The sequence below is a fragment of the Pseudomonas sp. CCOS 191 genome, assembly GCF_001007005.1.
Lineage (GTDB): Bacteria > Pseudomonadota > Gammaproteobacteria > Pseudomonadales > Pseudomonadaceae > Aquipseudomonas > Aquipseudomonas soli.
In genome coordinates, this window is sequence record NZ_LN847264.1 from 3,805,886 (window position 1) to 3,830,962 (window position 25,077).

The 25,077-nt window shown below is 65.2% G+C and carries 27 protein-coding genes and 1 tRNA gene; 16 read left to right on the forward strand and 12 right to left on the reverse strand.

The annotated features are described in order from the left end of the window. Window positions 1-86: 86 nt before the first annotated feature. Window positions 87-329, forward strand: a complete 243-nt coding sequence (locus CCOS191_RS16810) for a hypothetical protein (RefSeq protein WP_046856192.1) — start codon at window positions 87-89, stop codon at window positions 327-329. Here the strand turns inward: CCOS191_RS16810 and CCOS191_RS16815 are convergent. Then, window positions 319-1,203 (reverse strand): alpha/beta fold hydrolase, encoded by an 885-nt coding sequence (locus CCOS191_RS16815; RefSeq protein WP_046856193.1) that lies wholly within the window; start codon window positions 1,201-1,203, stop codon window positions 319-321. The genes CCOS191_RS16810 and CCOS191_RS16815 overlap by 11 nt on opposite strands. Next, window positions 1,200-2,270, reverse strand: a complete 1,071-nt coding sequence (locus CCOS191_RS16820) for a sugar phosphate isomerase/epimerase family protein (RefSeq protein WP_046856194.1) — start codon at window positions 2,268-2,270, stop codon at window positions 1,200-1,202. Before CCOS191_RS16820 ends, CCOS191_RS16815 begins: the two co-directional genes overlap by 4 nt. A gap of 108 nt (window positions 2,271-2,378) precedes the next feature. On the opposite strand from CCOS191_RS16820, the gene CCOS191_RS16825 reads away from it, so the two are divergent. Beyond that, window positions 2,379-2,972: a TetR/AcrR family transcriptional regulator gene (locus tag CCOS191_RS16825; RefSeq protein WP_046856195.1), complete on the forward strand. Its 594-nt coding sequence runs from the start codon at window positions 2,379-2,381 to the stop codon at window positions 2,970-2,972. A 61-nt stretch (window positions 2,973-3,033) separates the two neighbouring features. Then, window positions 3,034-3,654 (forward strand): TetR/AcrR family transcriptional regulator, encoded by a 621-nt coding sequence (locus tag CCOS191_RS16830; RefSeq protein WP_023631488.1) that lies wholly within the window; start codon window positions 3,034-3,036, stop codon window positions 3,652-3,654. A gap of 9 nt (window positions 3,655-3,663) precedes the next feature. On the opposite strand, the gene CCOS191_RS16835 is transcribed toward CCOS191_RS16830, so the two are convergent. Further along, the gene (locus CCOS191_RS16835) at window positions 3,664-4,566 is read right to left on the reverse strand and encodes a LysR family transcriptional regulator (protein WP_046856196.1); all 903 of its coding nucleotides are present in this window, start codon (window positions 4,564-4,566) and stop codon (window positions 3,664-3,666) included. A gap of 89 nt (window positions 4,567-4,655) precedes the next feature. Between CCOS191_RS16835 and CCOS191_RS16840 the strand changes: the two genes are divergently transcribed. Both CCOS191_RS16840 and CCOS191_RS16845 read left to right on the forward strand, forming a co-directional pair. Further along, window positions 4,656-6,011 carry an MFS transporter gene (locus CCOS191_RS16840; RefSeq protein WP_046856197.1) on the forward strand — a complete coding sequence of 452 codons (1,356 nt, stop codon included), beginning with the start codon at window positions 4,656-4,658 and terminating at the stop codon, window positions 6,009-6,011. Continuing rightward, window positions 6,004-6,405, forward strand: a complete 402-nt coding sequence (locus CCOS191_RS16845) for a DUF4440 domain-containing protein (RefSeq protein ID WP_046856198.1) — start codon at window positions 6,004-6,006, stop codon at window positions 6,403-6,405. Before CCOS191_RS16840 ends, CCOS191_RS16845 begins: the two co-directional genes overlap by 8 nt. A 54-nt stretch (window positions 6,406-6,459) precedes the next feature. On the opposite strand, the gene preA is transcribed toward CCOS191_RS16845, so the two are convergent. The 3 genes from preA to hydA all read right to left on the reverse strand — a co-directional run bounded on the left by preA (window position 6,460) and on the right by hydA (window position 10,736). Beyond that, complete coding sequence (preA, locus tag CCOS191_RS16850) at window positions 6,460-7,734, reverse strand: NAD-dependent dihydropyrimidine dehydrogenase subunit PreA (protein ID WP_046856199.1); 1,275 nt, start codon at window positions 7,732-7,734, stop codon at window positions 6,460-6,462. Then, complete coding sequence (locus CCOS191_RS16855) at window positions 7,735-9,102, reverse strand: NAD(P)-dependent oxidoreductase (RefSeq protein ID WP_046856200.1); 1,368 nt, start codon at window positions 9,100-9,102, stop codon at window positions 7,735-7,737. It lies immediately after the preceding gene. 194 nt (window positions 9,103-9,296) lie between these two features. Beyond that, window positions 9,297-10,736, reverse strand: a complete 1,440-nt coding sequence (gene hydA / locus CCOS191_RS16860; RefSeq protein ID WP_046856201.1) for a dihydropyrimidinase — start codon at window positions 10,734-10,736, stop codon at window positions 9,297-9,299. 614 nt (window positions 10,737-11,350) lie between these two features. On the opposite strand from hydA, the gene CCOS191_RS16865 reads away from it, so the two are divergent. The 7 genes from CCOS191_RS16865 (at window position 11,351) to csrA (ending at window position 18,512) form a co-directional block, all read left to right on the forward strand. Next, window positions 11,351-12,844, forward strand: coding sequence for an NCS1 family nucleobase:cation symporter-1 (locus CCOS191_RS16865; protein WP_046857839.1), 1,494 nt, complete (start codon window positions 11,351-11,353; stop codon window positions 12,842-12,844). A gap of 143 nt (window positions 12,845-12,987) precedes the next feature. Beyond that, window positions 12,988-14,274, forward strand: a complete 1,287-nt coding sequence (locus CCOS191_RS16870) for a Zn-dependent hydrolase (RefSeq protein WP_046856202.1) — start codon at window positions 12,988-12,990, stop codon at window positions 14,272-14,274. A gap of 179 nt (window positions 14,275-14,453) precedes the next feature. Further along, entirely contained in the window at window positions 14,454-15,212 is a 759-nt protein-coding gene (gene modA / locus CCOS191_RS16875) for a molybdate ABC transporter substrate-binding protein (protein ID WP_046856203.1), read from the forward strand. Further along, window positions 15,212-15,892 carry a molybdate ABC transporter permease subunit gene (gene modB / locus CCOS191_RS16880; protein WP_046856204.1) on the forward strand — a complete coding sequence of 227 codons (681 nt, stop codon included), beginning with the start codon at window positions 15,212-15,214 and terminating at the stop codon, window positions 15,890-15,892. Before modA ends, modB begins: the two co-directional genes overlap by 1 nt. Window position 15,893: 1 nt before the next feature. Further along, window positions 15,894-16,985 carry a molybdenum ABC transporter ATP-binding protein gene (gene modC, locus CCOS191_RS16885; RefSeq protein ID WP_046856205.1) on the forward strand — a complete coding sequence of 364 codons (1,092 nt, stop codon included), beginning with the start codon at window positions 15,894-15,896 and terminating at the stop codon, window positions 16,983-16,985. A gap of 58 nt (window positions 16,986-17,043) precedes the next feature. Continuing rightward, window positions 17,044-18,066 carry a DNA topoisomerase IB gene (locus CCOS191_RS16890; protein ID WP_046856206.1) on the forward strand — a complete coding sequence of 341 codons (1,023 nt, stop codon included), beginning with the start codon at window positions 17,044-17,046 and terminating at the stop codon, window positions 18,064-18,066. A gap of 251 nt (window positions 18,067-18,317) precedes the next feature. Continuing rightward, window positions 18,318-18,512: a carbon storage regulator CsrA gene (gene csrA / locus CCOS191_RS16895; RefSeq protein ID WP_023628788.1), complete on the forward strand. Its 195-nt coding sequence runs from the start codon at window positions 18,318-18,320 to the stop codon at window positions 18,510-18,512. 77 nt (window positions 18,513-18,589) lie between these two features. Here the strand turns inward: csrA and CCOS191_RS16900 are convergent, their stop codons facing one another. The 4 genes from CCOS191_RS16900 to CCOS191_RS16915 form a co-directional block, all read right to left on the reverse strand. Next, complete coding sequence (locus CCOS191_RS16900) at window positions 18,590-18,949, reverse strand: response regulator (protein WP_046856207.1); 360 nt, start codon at window positions 18,947-18,949, stop codon at window positions 18,590-18,592. 4 nt (window positions 18,950-18,953) lie between these two features. Beyond that, the gene (locus CCOS191_RS16905; RefSeq protein ID WP_046856208.1) at window positions 18,954-20,399 is read right to left on the reverse strand and encodes an ATPase domain-containing protein; all 1,446 of its coding nucleotides are present in this window, start codon (window positions 20,397-20,399) and stop codon (window positions 18,954-18,956) included. Between the two features lie 6 nt (window positions 20,400-20,405). After that, window positions 20,406-21,566: a two-component system sensor histidine kinase NtrB gene (locus tag CCOS191_RS16910; protein WP_046856209.1), complete on the reverse strand. Its 1,161-nt coding sequence runs from the start codon at window positions 21,564-21,566 to the stop codon at window positions 20,406-20,408. 80 nt (window positions 21,567-21,646) lie between these two features. Then, a complete protein-coding gene (locus CCOS191_RS16915; protein WP_046856210.1) occupies window positions 21,647-21,931 on the reverse strand; it encodes a hypothetical protein in 285 nt (94 codons plus the stop codon). A gap of 101 nt (window positions 21,932-22,032) precedes the next feature. Between CCOS191_RS16915 and CCOS191_RS16920 the strand changes: the two genes are divergently transcribed. The 3 genes from CCOS191_RS16920 to CCOS191_RS16930 all read left to right on the forward strand — a co-directional run bounded on the left by CCOS191_RS16920 (window position 22,033) and on the right by CCOS191_RS16930 (window position 23,082). Continuing rightward, window positions 22,033-22,245, forward strand: a complete 213-nt coding sequence (locus tag CCOS191_RS16920) for a hypothetical protein (RefSeq protein WP_046856211.1) — start codon at window positions 22,033-22,035, stop codon at window positions 22,243-22,245. Window positions 22,246-22,478: 233 nt separating this feature from the next. Next, window positions 22,479-22,563 (forward strand) — tRNA-Leu (locus CCOS191_RS16925). Window positions 22,564-22,668: 105 nt separating this feature from the next. Continuing rightward, on the forward strand, window positions 22,669-23,082 hold the full coding sequence (locus CCOS191_RS16930; RefSeq protein WP_046856212.1) for a DoxX family protein: 414 nt from the start codon (window positions 22,669-22,671) through the stop codon (window positions 23,080-23,082). A 15-nt stretch (window positions 23,083-23,097) separates the two neighbouring features. Here CCOS191_RS16930 and CCOS191_RS16935 read toward each other — a convergent pair whose 3' ends face one another. Then, complete coding sequence (locus tag CCOS191_RS16935) at window positions 23,098-23,286, reverse strand: hypothetical protein (protein WP_046857840.1); 189 nt, start codon at window positions 23,284-23,286, stop codon at window positions 23,098-23,100. Window positions 23,287-23,526: 240 nt separating this feature from the next. On the opposite strand from CCOS191_RS16935, the gene CCOS191_RS16940 reads away from it, so the two are divergent. After that, a complete protein-coding gene (locus CCOS191_RS16940) occupies window positions 23,527-24,201 on the forward strand; it encodes a polysaccharide lyase family 7 protein (protein WP_046856213.1) in 675 nt (224 codons plus the stop codon). Window positions 24,202-24,498: 297 nt separating this feature from the next. Here the strand turns inward: CCOS191_RS16940 and CCOS191_RS16945 are convergent, their stop codons facing one another. Next, on the reverse strand, window positions 24,499-24,936 hold the full coding sequence (locus CCOS191_RS16945; RefSeq protein ID WP_046856214.1) for an anti-virulence regulator CigR family protein: 438 nt from the start codon (window positions 24,934-24,936) through the stop codon (window positions 24,499-24,501). Between the last annotated feature and the right edge of the window lie 141 nt (window positions 24,937-25,077).

Below are 25,077 nucleotides of genomic sequence, written 5' to 3' on the forward strand. Positions count from 1 at the left end.
TCACTATCGAGCACAGCGATTTCCATCGTGCCACTGTGGCCAATAACCTGGGTTCATCGATCCGACAGCCCCACGGAATCATCCCGATGAACACCACCGCCCGCCTCCTCCTCGCCGCCCTGGCCATCGCCGTGCTGAGCGGTTGCGCCAGCCATCCTGAGCTACGCCCCTACAGCGCCGAGGAAACCCGTCAGCTGCAACTCGAGGCACTGCAACGCCAGGGCCTGAGCCAGGAAGAGTACGAACGGCGCAAACTGGCCGTGGTGCGCGCCGATCAACAGCAAGCCGTGACCGACGCCGCCAGGGCCACGGCCGCGATCAGCGGTTGACCTCGACCTCCTCCAGGAACGCCAGCAGGTGCTCGTTGAACGACACCGGCGCTTCCTCCATGACGAAATGCCCGCAACCCGGCAGGATCACCCCGCGCACCGAATCGGCATGCCCCTGCAGCGTTCGCAGCGGCGCGTCGCCCGTGGCGTGCTCGGCACCGATCGCCAGCACTGGCATGGGCAGCGCACGCCTGGCACGCTCGCGGTTCTGCCTGATGGTCTCGGGGATCGCCCGGTAATAGGCGAAGCCCGCCCGCATCCCGCCCGGCGAGGCGTAGGCACGGATATAGACATCCGCCGCCACCGCATGCCGATGGATCGCCCAGCGGTCGAACATGAAGTTGAGATAGCCCTCCTCGCGCCCGGCGATCAGGAACTCCGGCAGATCGCGCACCTGGTTGAACAGGAAGTGCCAGAGGAAGATGTTGTCCTGCGGCGCCACGAAGATCGACGGCGCCTCGGCAAGCCCGGGGATCACCGCTTCGGCCACCGTCAACGAACGCACCGCCTGTGGTCGATCACTGGCCAGGGCATAAGCCACCCACATGCCCACATCGTGACCGACCAGGTGATAGCGCTCATGCCCCAGATGGCTCATCGCAGCATGCAGCACGCCGGCGACGTTACCGGTGTCGTAGCCTTCCTCGGGGCGGTCCGAGCCCCCCAGGCCCGGCGGGTCGATGGCGATGGCACGGAACCCGCGCGCGGCCAGGATCGGCAGCACATGGCGCCAGGCGTACCAGGTCTGTGGCCAGCCCGGCACCAGCAGCACCGGTTCGCCGGCACCGGCCACGACACAGTGGATGCGCTGTCCCTGCACCTGCACATAGACATGCTCGAAGGCGTCAGCCAAAGACTCGATGGCCAGGTTCATACCCGAGCCCCCGTGTCGATGCCCAGCATGCGCTGGATCTGATGGGCGTCGATCGGTGCGCCGGCGAAATCGTCGAATACCTGGTCCGTGACCCGGATGATGTGGCGGTTGATGAACTCGACGCCTTCACGGGCGCCGTCCTCCTGATGCTTCAGGCAGCATTCCCATTCCAGGGTTGCCCACCCCGCGAAGTCGTACTGCGCCAGCCGCGAGAAGATGGCCTTGAAGTCCACTTGCCCGTCCCCCAGCGATCGGAAGCGCCCGGCACGTTCGGTCCAGTCGCTGTAGCCGCCATACACGCCCTGTCGACCGCTTGGATTGAACTCGGCGTCCTTGACGTGAAACATGCGGATCAGTGGGTGATAGAGGTCCAGATAGGCCAGGTAGTCGAGTTGCTGCAGCACGAAATGGCTGGGGTCGAAGAGGATGCGACAGCGCACGTGCTCCCCCACCAAGGCATGGAAACGCTCGAAGCTGGTGCCGTCGTGCAGGTCCTCGGCAGGGTGGATCTCGAAGCACAGGTTGACGCCCTGTTCGTCACAGCAGTCGAGTATCGGCCGCCAGCGCCGCGCCAGCTCTTCGAAGGCAGCCTCGACCAGGCCCTGGGGACGCTGCGGGAACGGGAACAGGTAGGGCCAGGCCAGCGCGCCGGAAAAGGTCCCCATGTCCTCCAGGCCCAGGTTGCGGCTGGCCCGAGCCGCCAGTGTCATCTGCTCGGTCGCCCAGGCGGTGCGTTCTGCCGGCCGCCCAGCCAGCGCGGCCGGGGCGAAGGCGTCGCACATCGAGTCGTAGGCCGGATGGACCGCGACCAGTTGGCCGATCATGTGGGTGGTCAGCTCGCTGACCTGCAAGCCGCGCTCGGCCAGTCGCCCCTTGACTTCATCGCAGTACCCCTTGCTTTGCGCGGCCAGTTCCAGGTCGAACAACCGGGCGTCCCAGGCCGGGATCTGCAGCCCCTTGAAGCCCAGACGCCCCGCCCAGTCGGCAATGCTGTCCAGGCTGTCGAACGGCGCCGTGTCGCTGCTGAACTGCGCGAGGTGAAGGCTAGGGCCTTTGAGTGTTCGCATGATGTCACCTCATTGTTTGTTGATCGACAAACAATAGGATCGAATGGCGCTGCCCGTCAATCGCAAATTGGCTAGAATGCGCGTTTCACGTAATCAGGCAGGCGAGCGATGGCAGGGCGACCTCGGGAATTCGACAAGCAACAGGCGCTGCGCAAGGCGATGCGGCTGTTCTGGGAACATGGCTACGAGGGCACTTCGATGTCGGCCCTGGTGTCCACCCTGGGCATCGCCTCCGCGCGCATCTACGCGGCCTTTGGCAGCAAGCAGCAGCTGTTCGAGGAGGCCGTGGCCCTGTACGAATCGGCCGAGGGCGGTTTCGCCGACCGCGCCCTGGCCCTGCCAGACATCCACCAGGCCCTGGCGCAGATGCTCGAGGCCGCCATCAGCACCTACACCCGCGTCGACGAACCCCGCGGCTGCCTGGTGGTCAGCGCTGCCAGCGGCGTGGCGCCGGATAACCTTGGGGTCCAGCAATGGTTGGCCGGGCACCGCCGGCAGCGTACCGAGTCGATCATCAGCCGCCTGCGCGAAGCCCGTGACCAGGGGCAGTTGCCAGCCGAGACGCAGGTCGAGGCTCTCGGCCACTTCTATGCCACCTTCCTCCACGGCATCTCCGTGCAAGCCCGCGATGGCGTGCCGGGCGAGGACCTGCGCGGCGCCAGCCGCCAGGCATTGGCCCTGCTTCCAAACAGGCAGCCTTGACCTTATCGCCGCCCCGGCAAAGCTGTTAGCCTTGCCCTGTTCAGGTCACCACGGACAGCCCATGGCCAACCACAAGATCGAAATCCGCCGGCGCAACGTCGAAAAGATCCTGCAAGCCGCCGAGCAGGTGTTCGCAGACAAGGGCTACGCCGCCACCTCCATGGGCGATATCGCCGAACGGGCGCAACTGCCGCGCTCCAACCTGCACTACTACTTCAGCACCAAGGACGACCTGTACCGCGCCGTGCTCCAGGACCTGCTGGATGTCTGGAAGCAGGATGCCCTGTGCTTCGAGCACTTCGACGACCCGCGGGTGGTACTGACCAGCTACATCCGCGCCAAGATGGGCCATTCGCGCTCGCGGCCGCTGGGCTCGAAGATCTGGGCCGAGGAGATTCTCCACGGCGCACCGCTGCTGAGCCCCAGCCTGGACGAGATCCTGGTGCCCTGGGCGCAGCTCAAGCAGGCGAAGATCCGCAGCTGGGTCGAGGACGGACGCATCCTGCCGGTGGAGCCATCGGCGCTGCTGTACATGATCTGGGCGGCGACCCAGCACTACGCCGACTTCGGTTTCCAGGTCACCCTGCTCAATGACGGTGAGCCGCTGTCGGACATGGCGTTCGAGCAAGCGGTGCAGACGGTGACCGGCGTCATCCTGCGCGGCATCGGCCTGGAGCCCTGAGCGGCGCCCTTAGCGCCCGAGGTGCTCGCACAAGAAATCGATGAACACCCGGGTCTTGTGCGGCATATGGCTGCTGTTCGGGTACACCACGCTGATCGGCTGCCTCGGCAGGCTGTAGTCCGGCAGTACCCGCCGCAGGGTGCCGGCGGCCAGGTCCTGCTCGACCAGCCAGGCCGGCAGCACCGCTACGCCCAGGGCGGCGCGGGCCATCGCCCGAATGGCGTGGGACGCATTGGACTGGTAGGCCGCCCGGCCGACGACGCTTGCACTCCCCGCCTGCGCGCTGTGCAAGGTCCAGGCGGTCGGGCCCTGCAGGTTGCTGTTGGCAATCCAGGGTGTGTCCGTCAGTTCCTCGGGCCGTTCGATGGCATGGCGAACAAGAAAGGCCGGAGCAGCCACCAGCACAATGTCGTACTCGGCCAACTGGCGACTGCGCAGGTTCGAATCCGGCAACGCGCCAAGACGCACCACCAGGTCAAGCCGTTCGGCAATCAGGTCGCTCAGCGACGAGTCGGTATCGTAGCTGAGCGACAACGCCGGGTAGCGCTCGGCGAACAGCGGGATCAGCGGCAGGATGAAGCGCTCGCCGTACTCCCCGGTGGTGCTGATGCGCAGCTTGCCCGATAGGCCGTTGTGCCGGCGCAGTACATTGGCGAAGGCGCCTTCGACATCGCTGACGATCACCTTGAAATCTTCATAGAAACTTTGGCCGGTTTCGGTCGGGGCGATAGCACGGGTGCTGCGCGCCAGCAGCGTCACCCCCAGGGCCTGCTCCAGCGCCTTGACGTGCTGGCTGGCCATGGCTTTGCTGATGCCGAGAAAGTCCGCCGCCTTGGTGAAGGAGCCGAAGTCGACCACCGCCAGAAACGTCTGCACCCGGTTGAGCTGGGTGTGGAGGGTCGTACGCAGCATTGTTCATTTCCATCAAACAGAGTTTCAAGGGTAGCGACATCGACAGGGCCAGTCCACGCACCTAGTCTGCGCGTCGAAAAGGAGTGGCAATGACGTACCGGTATCGCGTGGCAACGATCTTCCTGATGGGGTTCTTCATCGACTGCATCAACCTGTTCATGCCGACCGTGGCGTTGCCACGGATCGCCGCCGAGTTCGCCATTGGCAACGCCAGCAGCGCGTGGGTTGGCAATGCCTACATGCTCGGGCTGACCGTGGCCGTGCCGGTGAGCACCTGGCTGGCCAACCGCTGGGGCGCGCGCCGGTTGTTGAGCGCCGCCATGCTGGCGTTCAGCGTGGCGGTGTGGGGCTGCGGCGAGGCGCAGAGCTTTGCCGCGTTGATTGCCTGGCGCCTGGTCCAGGGCATGGCCGGTGGCTTGCTGATCCCCGTGGGGCAGGCGCTGACCTTCGAGCGCTTCCAGGGCCCGGAGCGCGCCCGAGTGTCCACCCTGGTGATGGCCGTTGCGCTGCTGGCGCCGGCGCTGTCACCCACCCTTGGCGGCTTGATCGTCGACCATGGCCGCTGGCCGTGGGTCTTCCACAGCAACATTCCGCTGGCCCTGCTGACGGCGGCGCTGGCCTGGGCCTGGCTTGACCAGGCACCGGGCCCGACAGCGCCACGCCCGGACTTCAAGGGATTGCTGCTGGTCAGCGCCGCCCTCGCCTGCCTGCTGCTGGGCCTGTCGCTGTATGGTGCCGGCCATGGCGCCCTGCTGGCCATCGCCTGCCTGCTGGCGGGTGTGTCCTGCGCCCTGCTGTACCGCGCCCATTACCAACGCGCGGCGGCAGGTATCGTCGAGCTGAAGCTGCTCGCCAGTCCGCGCCTGCGGGTCTCGATGCAGGTCTACCATGCGATCCCCGGCGTGTTCACCGGGGTCAACCTGTTGAACATCTTCTATCTGCAGGATGTGCTGCAACTGAGCGCCCAGGCCACCGGCCTGTTCATGCTGCTCTACGCCGCCGGGGCCTTCGCCGCCATGTTGCTGGCTGGCCGCCTGTACAACCGCGTCGGTGCCGCCCGCCTGCTGCTGCTCGGCATGCTCCTGCACAGCCTGGGTATCTGCCTGCTGATCATGGTCGACACCCCGACGGACAACGCCGCACTGATGGCGGCCTATGGCCTCATGGGCGTCGGTGGCGGCATCGGTGCCAACACCGCCCAGACCACCGCGCTGCTCGACTTCAGCGGCGAGCGGATGCAGCAGGCCAGCGTGCTGTGGAACCTCAATCGACAGATGGCCTTCAGCATCGGCGCCGCCTTGCTGCTGATGATCTTCAACCTGTTGCTGGTGGGCCTGAGCACGCCGGACGCCTATCACCTGACCTTCAGCCTGGCCGCGCTGCTCGGGCTGGCGCCCCTGATGACACTGCACACACTACCCCCGGAGAACCCTCACCATGCCTGACCACGCGATTGCCCGCGCCGAGCGCAGCATTCATCACGTCCATGAGCTGATCCACAGAATCTTCACCCGCCCAGCGGCCGAGACCCAGGCAGTGCTCGGCGGGCTGATGGCGGTGTTCGCCGATGATTTCAGCATGGTCGGCACGGCGGGCACGGTGGTGACCCGCGCACAGGTGGAGCAACTGTTCAGCCGGGCGGCCGGCGCACGACCAGGGCTGGAGATCGTCGTCAGCGACGTCCAGGTGGTATGGCAGGCCGGGGTGAACGTAGCTGTACGCTACAAGGAAACCCATCGGTTACAAGGTGGGGTGCAGGCACGCTGGTCACTGGCACTGCTGGAGTGCAGCAACCGCGGTGTGGTGTGGCGCTGCCTGCACGAGACCGCAATCAGCTGACGCGGAGCTCGAGCAGGCGTCACCGCTGCCGAGGCGTGTTTATCGCCCTCCTCCTCAACCCGCCTCGCGATAGGGGTTGCGCGGATCCTGCGTCCAGTTCATGTACGGCTTGCCGGTGTCCTGCGCCTGCATGTCGATGCAACCTTCCACCGGGCAGGTGATCTGGCACAGGTTGCAGCCCACGCACTCGGCCTCGATCACACTGTAGGCGTGGGTACCGTCGGCCTTCAGGGTGCTGGCGATGGCCTGGTGTGAGGTGTCCTCGCAGGCGATGTGGCAGCGCCCGCAGCCGATGCAGGCGTCCTGGTCGATCTGCGCCACCGACTTGTAGTTGATGTCCAGGTACTTCCAATCGGTGGTATGCCCCACGGCCTGGCCACGAAACGCCTCGAGGCTGCGGTGGCCATGCTGGTCCATCCAGCGCGCCAGGCCGTCCTGCATGTCTTCGACGATGCGAAAGCCATGCAGCATCGCCGCGGTGCAAACCTGCACCGCGCCACTGCCCAGGGCGATGAACTCGGCGGCGTCGCGCCAGGTGCCGATACCGCCGATGCCGCAGATCGGCAGGCCGCGGGTCTCGGGGTCGCGGGCGATCTCGGCGACCATGTTCAGGGCGATCGGCTTGACCGCCGACCCGCAGTAGCCGCCATGGGTGCTCTGGTCGCCGACGATGGGGTGGGCAACCATGCGGTCCAGGTCGACGCTGGTGATCGAGTTGATGGTGTTGATCAGCGACACCGCGTCCGCCCCGCCCCGGTGCGCGGCGCGCGCCGACTGGCGGATGTCGGTGATATTGGGGGTGAGCTTGACGATCACCGGCAGCGTGCAATGGGTCTTGCACCAGCGGGTGACCATTTCCACATACTCGGGCACCTGGCCGACGGCGGCGCCCATGCCGCGCTCGGGCATCCCGTGGGGGCAGCCGAAGTTGAGTTCGATGCCGTCGGCGCCGGTGGCTTCCACCAGCGGCAGGATGAACCTCCAGGATTCTTCAACGCACGGCACCATCAGCGACACGATCAACGCACGATCGGGCCAGTCCTTCTTCACCTGGGTGATCTCGCGCAGGTTGATCTCCAGCGAACGGTCGGTGATCAGCTCGATGTTGTTGATGCCCTGCACCTGGCGGTTGGCGCCGTAATGCGCCGAGTAGCGCGACGACACGTTGACCGCCGCCGGGTCCTCGCCGAGGGTCTTCCATACCACCCCGCCCCAGCCGGCCTCGAAGGCGCGGACCACGTTATAGGCCTTGTCGGTAGGGGGCGCGGAGGCCAACCAGAATGGATTGGGTGCCTTGATGCCGGCGAATACGATGGACAAATCGGCCATTTACGCAGCCTCCACGTTGAGCATGAGTTGGGCATGGATGGCTTCGGCGGCCAGCTTGCCATGTTGCACGGCCTGGACGGTGAGGTCCTGGCCCAGCGCGGTGCAGTCGCCGCCGGCATAGATGCCGGGGATGGAGGTGCGCATGTGCGTGTCCACCTGGATGCGCTCGCCGTCGCGGGCCAGTTGTGCCGCCAGCGGATCGCCGAGGCTTTGCTCATCGAAGCACTGGCCGATGGCCTTGAAGATCGCGTCGGCGGCCAGTTCGAAGGTTTCGCCGGTATCGCCCAGGCGTCCGTCGATCAATTGCGTGCGCGCGAAGCGCATGCCGCGCACGCGTCCGGCATCATCCAGTAGCACGGCATCGGGCCGGGCCCAGGTGTGCAGGCGTACCTGGTTGTGCTTGGCGATCTCCTGTTCGTGACCGGTGGCGCCCATGTCGGCTTCGCCCCGGCGATACACCAGGTTGACGTCGCGGGCGCCCAGGCGGCTCATCTGCACGGCCATGTCGATGGCGGTGTTGCCGGCGCCGAGCACCAGGCAGCGGTCGGCCAGCGGCAACTGGGTGAGGTCGTCGGCCTGGCGCAGCTCGCGGATGTACTCGGTGGCGGCGAGCAGGCCCGGCGCGTCTTCATCCGCCAGGCCCAGCTGGCGCACGGCCCCCAGGCCCAGGCCGAGGAACACCGCGTCGTACTGGCCGTGGAGCTCGGCCAGCGACAGGTTGCCGCCCAGGCGCTGGCCATGGCGGATCTCGATTCCGCCGATGCCCAGCAGGAACTCCACTTCACGCTGGGCGTAGTCGTCCACCAGCTTGTAGCGGGCGATGCCGTATTCGTTGAGGCCACCGGCCTTTTCCCGCGCCTCGAAGACCACCACGTCATGGCCGTGCATGGCCAACCGGTGCGCGCACGACAACCCGGCGGGGCCGGCGCCGACCACGGCGATGCGCTTGCCGCTGGCCGGCGAACGCTGGAACGGATGCTCGGTGAAGTTTGCATGGTCCAGAGCATAGCGCTGCAATTGGCCGATCAGCACCGGGGCGCACTCCTGGGCGTTGTTGCGCACGCAGGCTTGCTGGCAAAGGATCTCCGTGGGGCAGACCCGGGCACAGCTGCCGCCAAGGATGTTGGCCGAGAGAATGCGTTCGGCGGCGCCCTGCAGGTTCTCGTCGCTGATGCGGTGGATGAACGAGGGGATGTCGATTTCACTGGGGCACGCATTGACGCACGGCGCGTCGTAGCAGTACAGGCAACGCGCGCTCTCGACAGCGGCCTGGCGGGCGGTGAGCGGGGGCGCGAGGTCGCTGAAGGCCTCGGCCAGCTGGTCGGCGCCGGCGCGGGGGCGCGGCAAGTGGTTCAGGGCATCGATCACGGTTGTAGCCTCTCTCGTTTTTATTGGAGGCGGCGGTGGTCAGGCGCCGGTCCGTTCTGGGGATGGAGATCTACCTTTGTTGTCGGGGGCGCGAAGCGCCCCTTTCGCCGGCAAGCCGGCTCCCACAGGGGGCTGCGGTACGTCTGTGGGAGCCGGCTTGCCGGCGAAAGGGCTGTGCGGCAGCCCCAACTGCTTCAGCGCTGAACCGGCGTCGGTTTCTGCCGTTCGGCACGCCGCTCCAGCACCTCGTACACCGACGGATAGGCCGGGCGCTCCACGTAACGCCCCGCGCCCGGCTCGGCACGCAGGTCGCCATCGGCCCAGAGCACCTTGCCCTGGCTGATGGTGTGGCTGGGGATGCCGCGCACGGTGCGGCCTTCGAAGATGTTGAAATCGACCCGCTGGTGGTGGGTCTGGGCGCTGATGGTGCGGCTGCCCTGCGGATCCCACAGCACCAGGTCGGCGTCGGCGCCGACACGGATCGCGCCCTTGCGCGGGAACAGGTTGAAGATCTTCGCGGTGTTGGTGGAGGTCAGCGCGACGAACTCGTGCATCGACAGGCGCCCGCTGTTCACCCCGGCGTCCCACAGCACCGCCATGCGGTCCTCGATGCCGGCGGTGCCATTGGGGATCCGGCTGAAGTCGTTGCGGCCCATGGCCTTCTGCTCGGCGCAGAAGCAGCAATGATCAGTGGCCGTGGTGTGCAGGTTGCCCGACTGCAGGCCACCCCACAGCGCCTCCTGGTGCGCGCGCGGGCGGAATGGCGGGCTCATCACATAGCCGGCGGCGGTGGCCCAGTCCGGATCACGGTAAACGCTGTCGTCGAGCAGCAGATGCCCCGGCAGCACCTCGCCGTACACCGGCTGGCCCTTGGCCCGGGCGTAGGTGATCTCGTCCAGCGCCTCGCGGCTGGAGACATGCACCAGGTACAGCGGCGTGCCCAGGGTTTCGGCGATGCGGATGGCGCGGCTGGCGGCCTCCCCTTCGACCTGGGATGGACGCGACAGCGGGTGTGCCTCGGGGCCGGTCAGGCCCTGGGCGAGCAATTTTTGCTGCAAGTGATAGACCAGCTCGCCGTTTTCGGCGTGCACCGTGGGCACAGCGCCCAGTTGCAGGCAGCGTTCGAAGCTGGCCACCAGGGTGTCGTCGGCGGCCATGATCGCGTTCTTGTAGGCCATGAAGTGCTTGAAGCTGTTCACCCCATGCTGGGCGACCAGCTCGCCCATCTCCTCGGCGACCTGCTCGCTCCACCAGGTGATGGCGACGTGGAAGCCATAGTCGCTGGCACTCTTCTGCGCCCAGCCGCGCCAGGTGTGGAAGGCCTCGAGCAGCGACTGCTGCGGGTTGGGGATGACGAAGTCGATGATCGAGGTGGTGCCCCCGGCCAGGCCAGCGGCAGTGCCGCTGAAGAAGTCCTCGCTGGCCACCGTGCCCATGAACGGCAGCTGCATGTGGGTGTGCGGGTCGATGCCGCCGGGCATCAGGTACTGGCCACTGCCGTCGAGGATCTCGCAGTCGGTGGGGGCTTCGAGGTCTTTGCCGATGGCGCGGATCAGGCCTTCGGCACACAGGACATCGGCGGGGTAGCTCTCTTCATGGGTAACCACGGTGGCGCCACGGATCAACAGGGACATGCCGTCTTCCTCGCAGGCTGACCGGTCTTCTGGCCGGTTCTTGGAATTGTGTTGGCCGGACACTGGAGGTGATTTCATCAATCCTGTCAGGCCTGACAAGAATCGAGGCTAGTATCTGATCGGATATTGATCAAGAAAAAATATATGCAACCACTAAAAACACTAAACAATTGATTTTTAATGATTTATTTATCAGATCACCAAAAAGTTACACCCCCTCACCATTTTGACGCACTTGACAGGAAGCCAAATTGGTCAAGATTTTCTACGCAAAATCAGGTGTTTGTTTCCTGGCTGGATGGCGCAGGCCGCGCCGGTGGTTTTCCAGGTTGCACCCGTTTGAATCACGCGGGTGATGGACCGGCCAGACAGACGGCATGCGCGGGCGCTCCCGCTTCGCCTGCCGTGTTGATGAATGCCTTTGCAGGTCAGTGAGTTACCTCCGGTCGGCGGCGGCCCGCCGGGAAGGCGCGGGCTTTCCCGGCACGTTTGTTGAAAACGCAGGCCACAACCGCCTGGCCGGGCCGGAGGTGCAGTACTGGTGGTGTGTGTACTCCGGCCATCGCGTCAGCCCGATGAGCGACAACTACAAGAAAAAAGACCTGGAGAACCCCATGCAACAGAGCAGATCACAAGTGGTCGAGCAGCATGGCCTGTACGAGCTCGACGCCGGCAGCGACGTCCTCGACAGCCCCCGCTACAACCACGACATCGCCCCGACCAAGGTGCACCAGCGCACCTGGAACAAGTGGCACATCACCGCGTTGTGGGTGGGCATGTCCATCTGCGTGCCCACCTACACCCTCGGTGGCGTGCTCACCGCCTACTTCGGCCTGAGTGTCGGCGAGGCGCTGCTGGCGATCCTGCTGGCCAACCTCATCGTGCTCATCCCGCTGACCCTCAACGCCTTCCCCGGCACCAAGTACGGCATCCCGTTCCCAGTGCTGCTGCGCGCCTCGTTCGGCGTTTTCGGCTCCAACGTGCCATGCCTGATCCGCGCCGTGGTGGCCTGCGGCTGGTTCGGCATCCAGACGATGTTCGGCGGGCTGGCCATCCACCTGTTCCTGGGTTCGCTGTTCCCCGAGTGGAAGGCACTGGGCGGCACCGGCGAGGTAATCGGCTTCATGCTGTTCTGGTCGCTGAACCTGTGGGTGGTGCTGCGCGGCGCCGAGTCGATCAAGTGGCTGGAGACGCTCTCGGCGCCCCTGCTGGTGGCGGTCGGTGTCGGCCTGTTGTTCTGGGCGCTGCCGCACATGTCGATGAGCGAGCTGCTGGCGCAGCCGCCCAAACGCCCCGAGGGCGCCAGCGTGGTCAGCTACTTCTGCGCCGGGCTCACCGCCATGGTCGGTTTCTGGGCCACGCTGTCGCTGAACATCCCCGATTTCAGCCGCTATGCGAAAAGCCAGAAGGACCAGATTCTCGGGCAGATCTTCGGCCTGCCGCTGACCATGTTCCTGTTCGCCGCCCTGGGCGTGATCATGACCGCTGCCTCCGCCTCGCTGGTGGGCCAGACAGTGTCCGACCCGGTGAGCCTGATCGGCCATATCCAGAGCCCCGGCTGGGTGGCCCTGGCCATGGCGCTGATCATCATCGCGACGCTGTCGACCAACACCGCGGCCAACATCGTCTCGCCCACCAACGACTTCCAGAACATCGCCCCGCGCCTGATCGGGCGCAGCCGCGCGGTCTGGCTGACCGGTTTCATCGGCCTGGCGCTGATGGGCCACGAGCTGCTCAAGAAGCTTGGCTGGATTGTCTCCGACCTGAGCCTGGAGAGCGTGTACTCCAACTGGCTGCTGGGCTATTCCAGCCTGCTCGGGCCGATCGCCGGGATCATGGTGGTGGACTACTTCCTGGTCCGCCGCCAGCAGCTGGACCTCGCAGGGCTGTACCGCGACGACGTGTACCCGGCGTGGAACTGGGCCGGGTTCATTGCCTTCGGCGTGCCGGTGGCGCTGACCGTGATGGCCATCGGCAACAGCAGTTTCAGCTGGTTCTACGACTACGGCTGGTTCACCGGTTCGCTGCTCGGCGGCGGGCTCTACTACGCCCTCGGCGGCATCGCGGTGCGCGGCCCGGCGCGGCTGGACCAAAACCTGAGTCATTGACCTGACACGACTTCTGTAGGAGCGGCTTCAGCCGCGATCACCCGCAAAGCGGGTGCCGGATACCGCGGTGCCTGCATCGCGGCTGAAGCCGCTCCTACCCCCTGCACACCCTCAAGAACAACAACGCCCTGAGGAGACACCCCATGACCACCCCCGCCAAGGAAATCCTGCAATCCAGCCAACGCCACATCGACAGTAACCGCCTGTGGCAATCGCTGATGGAGCTGGCCCGACTCGGCGCCACGCCCAAGGGTGGCGTATGCCGCCTGGCGCTGACCGATCTCGATCGCCAGGCTCGCGACTTGTTCGTGCAGTGGTGCGAAGCAGCCGGTTGCACGGTGAGCATCGACGCGGTCGGCAATATCTTCGCCCGCCGTCCCGGGCGCAACGCCAAGCTGCCGCCAGTGATGACTGGCAGCCATATCGACACCCAGCCCACCGGCGGCAAGTTCGACGGCTGCTTCGGCGTGATGGCCGGGCTGGAGGTGATCCGCACCCTCAATGATCTCGGCGTGGAAACCGAAGCGCCGCTGGAGGTGGTGGTGTGGACCAACGAGGAAGGCTCGCGCTTCGCCCCGTGCATGATGGGTTCGGGGGTGTTCGCCAACAAGTTCACCCTCGAGCAGACCCTGGCCAAGCGCGACGCCCAGGGCGTGAGCGTCGGCGAGGCATTGAACGCCATCGGCTACGCCGGCAGCCGCGCCGTGTCCGGCCACCCGGTCGGCGCCTACTTCGAGGCGCATATCGAACAGGGCCCGATCCTCGAAGACCAGCACAAGACCATCGGCGTGGTGCTCGGCGCCCTCGGCCAGAAGTGGTTCGACCTGACCCTGCGCGGCGTCGAGGCCCACGCCGGCCCCACCCCGATGCACCTGCGCAAGGACGCCCTGGTCGGTGCCGCCGCCGTGGTCGAGGCGGTCAACCGCACCGCCCTCGCCCACCAGCCCCATGCCTGCGGCACCGTCGGTTGCCTGCAGGCCTACCCCGGCTCGCGCAACGTGATCCCCGGCGAAGTGCGCATGACCCTGGACTTCCGTCACCTGGAAGGCCAGCGACTGGAGTCGATGATCGCCGAGGTGCGCCAGGTGATCGAGGCCACCTCGGCCAAGCATGGGCTGGAGTACGACCTGGTGCCCACCGCCGACTTCCCGGCCCTGTACTTCGACAAAGGCTGTGTCGAGGCGGTGCGTGATTCGGCGCGCAACCTGGGCCTTACGCACATGGACATCGTCAGCGGCGCCGGGCACGACGCGATCTTCCTCGCCGAGCTGGGCCCGGCCGGGATGATCTTCGTGCCGTGCGAGGGCGGGATCAGTCACAACGAAATCGAGAACGCCGCCCCCGAGGACCTCGCGGCCGGCTGCGCGGTGCTGCTGCGAGCGATGCTGGCGGCTTCGGAGGCGATTGCCAGCGGGCGGTTGGCGGCGTAGCGGTGATCTCCGGGAAATAACCCAGCCCTTGGGCTGGGCAAGCATCACCTGAGTGGGAGCGGCCGTGCGCCGCTCTCGCAAGGCCACCACCCACGGCAAATCACAACAGCCCCTTCCCGACAGACGGCTTATCGCTATATATTCCGCACCATAACGATAATCCCTCAGGAGCCGTCTTCATGCGTATTCGCTTGTCCTATCTGGCCGCCAGCACCCTCGCCAGCCTGATCTGCCTCAACAGTGCCTGGGCCGATGAAGTCCAGGTCGCCGTCGCGGCCAACTTCACAGCGCCCATCCAGGCCATCGCCAAGGATTTCGAGAAGGACACCGGCCACAAGCTGGTCGCTGCCTACGGCGCCACCGGCCAGTTCTACGCACAGATCAAGAACGGCGCGCCATTCGAGGTATTCCTCGCCGCCGACGACAGCACCCCGGCCAAGCTGGAACAGGAAAAGGAAATCGTTGCAGGCTCGCGCTTCACCTACGCCATCGGTACCCTGGCGCTGTGGTCGGCCAAGCCAGGCTATGTCGACGCCAAGGGTGATGTGCTGAAGAAGAACGAGTACAAGCACCTGTCCATCGCCAACCCCAAGGCCGCGCCCTATGGCCTGGCAGCCACCCAGGTGCTGGACAAGCTGAAGCTGACCGAAGCGACCAAGGCCAAGATCGTCGAGGGCCAGAACATCACCCAGGCCTTCCAGTTCGTCTCCACCGGCAATGCCGAGCTTGGCTTCGTCGCGCTGTCGCAGATCTACAAGGACGGCAAGGTCAGCGAAGGCTCGGCCTGGATCGTGCCCGCCGAGCTGCATGACCCGATCCGCCAGGATGCGGTGATCCTCAACAAAGGCAAGGACAACCCGGCCGCCAAGGCCCTGGTCGATTACCTCAAAGGTCCGAAGGCCGCCGCAGTGATCAAGTCCTACGGCTATGAGCTCTGATGCCCCTCGACGCCAGTGACCTGGGTGCCATCTGGCTGACCATCAAACTGGCCAGCCTCACCACCGCCATCCTCCTGGTGCTGGGCACGCCCATCGCCTGGTGGCTGGCGCGCACCCGCTCCTGGCTGCGCGGGCCGATCGGCGCGGTGGTGGCCCTGCCCCTGGTGCTGCCGCCGACGGTAATCGGCTTCTACCTGCTGCTGGCCCTCGGCCCCCATGGCTGGATCGGCCAGGCCACCCAGGCCCTCGGCCTGGGCAGCGTGGTGTTCAGCTTCACCGGGCTGGTGATCGGCTCGGTGGTGTATTCGATGCCCTTCGTGGTGCAGCCACTGCAGAACGCCTTCGGCGCCATCGGCCAGCGCCCCCTGGAAGTGGCCGCGACGCTGCGCGCCAGCCCGTGGGACACCTTCATCCACGTGGTGCTGCCCCTGGCTCGCCCCGGTTTCATTACCGCCAGCATCCTCGGCTTCGCCCATACCGTCGGCGAGTTCGGCGTGGTGCTGATGATTGGTGGCAACATTCCCGACAAGACCCGCGTGGTCTCGGTGCAGATCTTCGATCACGTCGAGGCCATGGAATACAGCCAGGCCCACTGGCTGGCCGGGGCCATGCTGGTATTCTCGTTCCTGGTGCTGCTGATGCTCTATGCCGGCCGCCGTGGCAAGGCAGGCTGGAGCTGAAATGAGCGCATCGATACAGGCGCGCCTGAAACTGGCGCGTGACGACTTCACCCTGGACGTCGACCTTGACCTGCCCGGTCGCGGCATCAGCGCCCTGTTCGGCCACTCCGGCTCAGGCAAGACCTCCTGCCTGCGCTGCCTGGCCGGCCTGGAACGTGCCGCCAGCGCCTACATCGAAATCAATGGCGAGGTGTGGGAAGACAGCGCCCGCGGGCACTTCATCCCCCCGCACCGGCGCCCGGTCGGCTACGTGTTCCAGGAGGCCAGCCTGTTCCCGCACCTGTCGGTGCAAGGCAACCTGGAGTTCGGCTGGCGCCGCATTGCCCCCCAGGCCCGCAAGATCAGCCAGGAGCAGGCCTGCCAATTGCTGGGCATCGGCCACCTGCTGGCGCGCAAGCCGGCAACGCTGTCCGGCGGCGAGGCACAACGGGTCGGCATCGCCCGAGCCTTGCTCAGCAGCCCGCGACTGTTGCTGATGGACGAGCCCCTGGCTGCCCTCGACAGCGCGCGCAAGCGTGAAATCCTCCCGTACCTGGAGCGCCTGCACGACGAGCTGGATATCCCGCTGATCTACGTCAGCCATGCCCAGGACGAAGTGGCGCGCCTGGCCGACCACCTGGTCCTGCTCGAACAGGGCAAGGCGGTGGCCAGCGGGCCGATCGGCCAGACCCTGGCCCGCCTGGACCTGCCGTTGGCCCAGGGCGAGGATGCCGGGGTGGTGCTCGAAGGCGTGGTGGTGGGCCACGACCCGCATTATGAGCTGTTCGACTTGCGCCTGCCCGGCACGGAGGGGCAGCTGCTGCGGATCGCCCACCCCGCCTTGCAGGTGGGCAGCACCCTGCGCCTGAAAGTCCAGGCCCGGGACGTCAGCCTGGCATTGGCCGCCGACGGCGCGTCGAGCATTCTCAACCGCCTGCCGGTGCGGGTCCGCGAATGCCGCCCGGCGGAAAACCCGGCCCATGTGCTGGTCAGCCTGGATGCCGCCGGCAGTGCGCTGCTGGCACGCATCACACGCTATTCGGCGGACCAGCTCGACGTGCGCCCGGGCCAGTTGCTGTGGGCGCAGATCAAGTCGGTGGCGCTGTTGGGCTGAGCAATGACGCGGCGGCTGCTGTCCATTGCAGCAAGAGTGCCCTCGATGGACTGCGCCGATGCCCGACTGCCCGTTGCCTGCCGCCCTGCATTATGTCGATGACAGCCAGCCCGGCCTGACCCGCCGGCGCTGGCGCGACCGCTTCCACTACTTCGACGCCGGCAACCAGCGGGTGCGCGATAAGGAGACCCTGGCGCGCATCGCCGCCCTGGTGATCCCACCGGCCTACACCGACGTGTGGATCTGCGCCGACCCGCAAGGGCACCTGCAGGCCACCGGGCGCGACGCCCGGGGGCGCAAGCAGTACCGCTACCACACGCAATGGCGCGAGCTGCGCGACCAGCACAAGTACGCGCGCATGCTGGCCTTCGCCGAGGTGCTGCCGAGGCTGCGCAAGCAACTGGACACGCACCTGGCCTGCCCCGGGCTTGGCCGGGAGAAGGTCATGGCGCTGGTGATCAGCCTGCTCGACACCACGCTGATCCGCATCGGCAACCGCCAGTACCTGCGCGACAACCGCTCCTACGGGCTGACCACCCTCGATACCCGCCATGTGCAGGTCAAGGGCAGCCGTATCCGCTTCCAGTTCCGCGGCAAGCGCGGCGTCGAACACAATGTCACCCTGACCGACCGGCGCCTGGCCGGCCTGGTCAAGCGCTGCATGGAACTGCCCGGCCAGAGCTTGTTCCAGTACCTGGACGAACAGGGGCAACGCCATGGCATCGGCTCGACCGAGGTCAACCAGTTCCTCCAGCAGCTGACCGGCGCCGACTTCACCGCCAAGGACTACCGCACCTGGGCCGGCAGCAGCCTGGCGCTGAGCCTGCTCAGGCCGCAGGCCTGGGAGCCCGACAGCGAGGCGCGCCGGCAGGTCGCCGCCATCGTCCGCCAGGTGGCGACGCGCCTGGGCAACACACCGGCAGTGTGCCGACGCTGCTACATCCATCCCGCAGTGCTCGAGCACTTCCACCTTGGCCGGCTTTCGGCATTGCCCCGTGCACGTCCGCGCAGGGGCCTGGAAACCGAGGAAGTGGCACTGCTGCGTTTCCTGCAGATGCTGGAGCGCCAAGACGATCATTGACGGTCACTATTTACTTCATCGAGCAGAGAAATTTCCCATATGGCGCCAAGCACCCTATCCTTGCCACCGAGCACGTTGCCGTGGGGTTGCCCCGCAGCCCTGCCGGCGCCTGCAACTAAAGATCGACAACAGAATTTGTCTGTCGGGGAATTACTATCCGCCGAAAGCGTCTTTAATGAGAAGGAAGAGGGACAGGCTCCCACCGCAGAGCACCTGGCTCGGCGGTTTTCTACATCACCAAGGAGAACTACATGCTGATACTCACCCGCAAGGTTGGCGAAAGCATCGTCATCGACGATGACATCAAAGTCACCATTCTGGGCGTCAAGGGGATGCAAGTGAGGATCGGTATCGATGCACCGAAAGATGTCCAGGTGCACCGTGAAGAGATCTACAAGCGGATCCAGGCCGGCAGCCCCGCGCCCGAGAAAAGCAACGACGAGTAACCCGCAAGCCAACCGCATCATGCCGCACGGATGCGCCTGATCGATTGCCCGCCCATGCGGGGAGCCTCTCCTGAACCTCAGGTGCCCAGTAATTCGCGCACCGTGGCGATCATCCGGTCCATGTCGAATGGCTTGTCGAACACCGCCGCGAACTTCCCGGGGCAGGCCCGGCCCTGGCTGGCCTGGGCGCCGCTCATGAGAATGACCGGCAGGTCCGCCAGTTGCAGCTCTTCGCGTATGGCCTGCAGTAGTTCCTCGCCGTTGAGCACCGGCATCATGTAGTCGGTGATCACCAGGTCCACGCGCTTTTCCTTCAAGGCCTCCAGGGCCTTGCGCCCGTTGCTCGCCTTTTCAACCAGGTAGCCTTCGTCCTCCAGGGCAAAACCGAGGATATCGGCAATCAGGTACTCGTCGTCGACGATCAGGATGCTGTTCATCCCATCAGCGATCTCCCGGCGGTGTCGCCGAGCCACTGAGCACGCCACTGGCACCGTCGAACGCCCGCGCCAGGCTGATGCCATGAGGCCCCAGATTCAGTGCCTGCAAAGCAGGGTCGTGGTCGCTGTCGCGCACCTTGATCACCGACAGGGCGCGGTGCAGTTGCGCGTCGAGCTCGGCGAAGCGCATCAGTATCAGGTTGTCGACAATGCTCGACAGGTCGGGGGCCGGCGCGGTGATTTCCGAGCCGAAGATGTCACGCATCTCCCAGGTCAGCAGCACCGTCACGCCACGGGCACGCAGCTCACCGGTCAGCGCGCGGAAGAAGGCATTCAGGCGGGCAGGCTCCAGTGCCAGGCGGCCGAAGGCTCCAAGGCTGTCGATTACCACGCGCCTGGCACCGAGCGCTTCGACCTGCGCCAACAGCTGGGCGCCGAGTTGGTCCAGCAGGCCTTCGGTGGTCGATTGCCAGCTCAGTTGCACGCTGCCTTCACGCTCGAGTGCCGGCAGGTCGAAGCCCAGCGCGCAAGCCTTCAAGCGCAACCGCGCCGGCGTCTCGTAGAAACCGAAGTGCAGGCCCGGCGCAGCCTTGGTCGAAGCGGCCAGGAACGCGATGCCCAGCGCTGTCTTGCCTACGCCCGATGGCCCCATCAGCAGGGTAACCGACGCCTCGGCCAGTCCGCCGCCGAGCATGGTATCGAGGTCGGCAACACCCGTGGCGACCCGGCTCAGGGTTTGCGCTCCTGCCTGGCTGGGGCGACTGTACAGCGACTCCAGGCGCGGGTAGACCTGCAACCCCGCCTCCGTGATCAGGCATTCGTGGCGCCCGGACAACGCACCACTGCCGCGCGTCTTGCGCAACTGGACATGGCGCACCGCCGTGCTGCCAACCAGGTGCTCGCCAAGTTCGATAACACCATCGACCATGGTGTGCTCGGGGCTACCCTCGTCCAGCCGCGCACTGGTCAGCAGCAGCAGCGTGCAGCCGGCGAACGCCGCATGCCCCTGCAGTTCGGAGACGAATTTCTTGGTGTCGAGGCTGGTTTCCGCCCTGGAGCGGGCGTTGAGCAGCCCGTCGACGATCAGCAAGGTGGCCTGCTGCCGGGCAATTTCCTGGCGCAACAGCCTGACCACCGCGTCCAGGCCGTCCTGCTCGAGGGTGTCGAATGCGCTGACGAACTGGATGGTGTCGCCCACCAGCGCCGCGTCGAAGAAGCTCAGGGTCGACAGGTACTGGAACAGCCGTTCATGGGACTCGCTGAGCAACGTCGCCACCAGGACCCGACCACCCTCACGCACATGGTTGCACGCCAGCTGGTTGGCCAGGATGGTCTTGCCCGAGCCGGGATGCCCCTGAACGATATAAGAGGCGCCGACCACCAGCCCACCTTTGAGCAGCGCATCGAGCCCCTCGATGCCCGTGGCCAGTCGCTTCAGTTGCTCTACCATGGCTGTCTATCCGTCGGTCGAAAGCGAATCGGGGCCCGTCCGGGCTGGCAGGTACAAGCTCATGCAGGTGCCCTCGCCAAGCCGGCTGGACACCTCGATCATGCCATTGCTCTGCCGGGCGAAGCCATAGGCCTGACTCAGGCCAAGGCCAGTGCCCTTGCCAAAGGCCTTGGTGGTGAAGAATGGCTCGAAGATCCGTGGCAGCACCTGCGGGTCGATGCCCTGGCCGTCATCACGTACATCGAAGCGCACGAAGCTCCCATACAGCCCATCCACTTCGCCGGACAACTGCACACTTTCGACCACCAGACGGATCTGCCCGGTGGCGGCAATCGCGTCGCGGGCGTTGAACACCAGGTTCAGCAAGACCATCTGCAACTGCCCGGCGTCCACCTCGATCAGCGGCAAGTCAGGCTGTACCTGGGGTAGCAATTCGATTTCCCGGGGCAATGCGTGCTCCGCCAGCCCACAAATGATATCGATCGCCTCGGCAGGCACGATGCGCGTGATGCTCAGTTGCCGATGCCGGGCAAAGCTGAGCAATTGCTGAGTCAGCTGGGTGCCGCGCTGGCCGGCATCGAGGATATGCTCCAGCAAGCGCCTCACGCGAGCCGGATCCTGGCTGCTGCTGGCAAGCCGCGCAGAGCTGAGGATAATGGTCAGCAGGTTGTTGAAGTCATGGGCCAAGCCCCCGGTGAGTTGCCCCAGGGCCTCGAGCTTTTGCGCCTGGAACAGTTGCGCACGCATGGCATCGAGCTGCAGGGCCGACTCGCGGCGATCAGTGATGTCGCGGGTGACCTTGGCCAGGCCGATGACCTCGCCCTGCGCGTCGCGGATCACATCCAGCGCCGCCAGCGCCCAGAACTGCGTGCCATCCTTGCGCACGCGCCAGCCTTCGTCCTGCGCCTTGCCTTCCTCGAGTGCCTGGCGCAGCAAGCGTTGCGGGCGGCCGTCGGCACAGTCCTGGGCGGTGAAGAACAGCGAGAAATGCTGGCCGATGATCTCATCGGCATCGTAGCCCTTGATCCGCTGCGCGCCAGCGTTCCAGGACACCACATGGCCGGTTGGGTCGAGCATATAGATGGCGTAGTCCACCACCGCCTGGACCAACTGCTCGTAGCGTGCCTCTGGCATCACCGAATGGGTGGGGCGGTCTGTCGAAACCATGCGAGCTCCACAAGCACCGCGAAAGGACATATTGAGCGTAGTCAAAAGTCCAGCCTGCACTGCACCTTATACGACGATCGTCAGCGCTCGCGCTCCACCACGGTCGGCACCAGCTTGCGCGGCATCGCCACCTTGAGCAGCCACACCCCCACCAACAGGATCAGCGCTGCGCCTGCAAAGGCGAGCAAGCGCCTGGGCTGCGCAGCCTCCTGCTCGAAGCCGAGCATCAGCAGGTAACCACCCAGGCTGATGAAGCCGGCATACAGGAACGCCGCCAGCAGGCAGACCAGCAGAAACAATAGGCGCCAGAACAACTTCGGGCGGATACGCCGCGATGCGTCCGGACCAGGGGGAAGCGATGACATGGCAACAGGCCTGGTTGGATCCAATGCGCGACAGTGGCGCAATGGCAGCATCCTGTCAATTGAACTATAGTGCCCGCGCCCCGGATCCCACAGGAACCATCATGACCTCCAACCTTCGCATGCAAGGGCTGCAGGACGACCTGATGCGCAGCGCCAGCGAACTCGATGAACTGAGCCAGGCGCTGGACGGCCATGTCCGTTACCTGCGTCATTCGATTCATCAGGCCGATGCGCACGCCATGGGTGGGCACGTCGATGACCTGCGCCATAGCGCCTGTGAAATGCGCGATATCGCGCGTGCTATCGAACCCTGAACCTCAGGGTCTGTACGAAATGTGTCTGCGCGAAGGCCAGACAAGGCGAAACGGGGGGAGGAAGCGCAGTGTACTGGAGTACATGAGCATTCCGAGCCCCGTTTCAACGCAGTATGGGCGAGTGCAGATACATTTCGGACAGAGCCTAGGCTGGTTGACGCTTCTATAACAATAGGTTATAAAGCGCGCCTGATTGCCTGGGCCTTGCTGCCATGAAGCGCGCCAGCAATCGTGCGAGTGTGGTGGAATTGGTATACACAGCAGACTTAAAATCTGTCGGCGTGAGCCTTGCGGGTTCGAGTCCCGCCACTCGCACCATCTTCTGTCGATGAAGGCGCCCTTGCGGCGCCTTTTTCGTACCCGCCGGAAATCCGCCGCGCAGCTGCTAGAGTGGAACCTGTCCCTGTTCACTGGAGCGCCGCCATGCGCTATAGCCTGCTCGACGGTCAACGCGACTTCATTCTGCTGCTCGCCCGCATCCTGCTGATGATCCTGTTCGTGCTCTCCGGCTGGAGCAAGCTGACCGGGTTCGAAGGCACGGTCGGCTACATGACCTCCCTGGGCGCCCCCGCCCCGATGCTGGCTGCGGCCATCGCCGTGATCATGGAGCTGCTGGTCGGCATCCTGTTGATCCTGGGGTTCTACACCCGCCCCCTGGCCTTGCTGTTCGCCCTGTTCGTGCTCGGCACCGCGCTGATCGGGCATCCGTACTGGAACATGGTCGAGCCCGAGCGCAGCGCCAACATGACCCAGTTCCTGAAGAACCTCGCCATCGTCGGCGGGTTATTGCTACTGGCCCTCACCGGCGCCGGGCGCTTCTCCCTCGACCGCCGCTGAGCACCCGCGTCGACATCAGTCGTCGCAGTCGTCGTGCCAGGCCGGGTGGTCCTCTTCGTCATCGAAGTCGTCGAGTGACTCTTCGTCCTCCTCGACTTCGTCAAGAGCCCCGTAGGCATCCGCCTCGGGGTCGTAGCCCTCGTGGAATTCTGGGTCGAGCAGATGGTCGTGCTCAGGTTCGTGCAGATCGTCTTCGTCGTGCATCACGGGCTCCGGTAACAACGGCAGGCCTGTATAGGCGTATCGGCGCATGGGGTCAATCCTCATGGCAGTTAACCCCGGCTTAACCGACCAGGCGCACAGTGCAGGCTCTCCCTTCAAAAACGTTCTTTGCCCGCCGCGCTGGCGGGCTTTTTTTGCCTGGACCTCCCTCGCACCACTGAACCGTCCGCCATTTCAGCGCTCGCATGGGTGCAGGATCTTTTTCACCCAGGAGCTTTCCCCATGGCCGTGAACATCGACCAACTGATCATTACTACCCCGGTGCCCAAATCCGCTACCAACCCTGTGGCCCTGGAGGTCACCGGCGCCCAGGCCCTCGCCAGCCTGCCCCTGGTTGTAAGCCGGCTGAGCAGTGGCGCAGTGCGCATGACTGCGCCGACCAGGGGCGCGTCGAGCAAGAGTACCCATCGAACCCGCTGCGAGTGGAAGGAAGCCACCTATTGGGCCATGAGCAGCGCCAGCCGACATTTCAGCCACCAGCGCATGGTGCTGGAGCAGGTCAACTCGGCGCAGAAGGTGGTGATCGCGCAACTGCATGTGAAAGACGACGACAGCCCGGCGATCAAGGTGTTCTGGAACAAGGGCAAGATCACCCTCGGCTTTCGCCGGGACTTTAACCAGGCAACGCCGGCCAACAGCACCCTCCTCGTCGATGTGCCTCTAGGCACGCCCTTCGACATTACCCTCGAAGTCACTGCGGCCAGGGCCGCGACGGTGAGCGCTGCCTGCAACGGCCGCAGCGGCGACTCCGGGCTGCTGCAAATGACCTCGGGCTGGAAGGACCACACCTTCAACTTCCATGGCGGCGTCTACAACCAGGTGGACTTCAGCGATGACACCCCGTCCACGGACGCGTCTGTCTGCGTGATCAGCCAGCTGGAGCTGCTGCACCGTTAGATGCTCGGGAGCCGTTGCCGGGGAACGTTCGCCGGACTTATGAAAAACTCAGTAACGTTTACTGCACGATTACCGGGTGGCCTTCACGAAATTCTGACAAACGCCTAGGCAGACTGACCTGGCTTCGATACGTTCTGTTCAACCCGCCTGATTGGCGGGTTTTCTTTTTTGTGCTCCCCGCTTACTCGAACGCAGCGCCAATTGACAACATTTTCACGTCTGCCGTGCCAAGGTGATGACTCATCCGTGAAACACTTGGCCCGCCCTCCCCAGCGGGCCTTTTCTTTGCCCACGGTTTTAGTCGAAGGCACCATTGAGCACTTCGTAGATCACGCCCGTGGCCACCGCAACCAGGATCAGGTCCACGCCCGCCTGCATCCATTCATAACCGTCATAACGCGGTAGCTGGCCCAGCAACCGGCCATCGAGCTTCTTGGCGATGCCTGGGGGCAACGGCTTGCCACGCGCCAGGTTCTTCTGGATGCCGGGAGGCAATGCAGGCCCCGGGCTCCAGTAGTCGCGGTGCCCACCCAGGATACCGAGCACATCGCCACGGTCGATCACGGGACCGCCATGACCGCCATCGTGCTTGCCCGCCCCTTGGTTGCCGTGGTTCTGCTGGGATTGCCCCTTGCCGTGCCCCTTGCCATTACCCGGGTCGGCGAAGGATATGCAGGGCGCCAGCACCAGTGCGATGGATGTCAGTGTGGCAATGACTGTGCGACGTTTGCTCATTGCTGCTTGCCTCTGAAGATTGGGCTCTGTGCAATCCTAGACCATGGCAATGACATGGGGCTTCGCCATGACCCTGCTTGAGCGATCAGGCCTATTGGCACCACGGCGGGCGCGCATATTACCGTTGCGACTTGGTAAAGT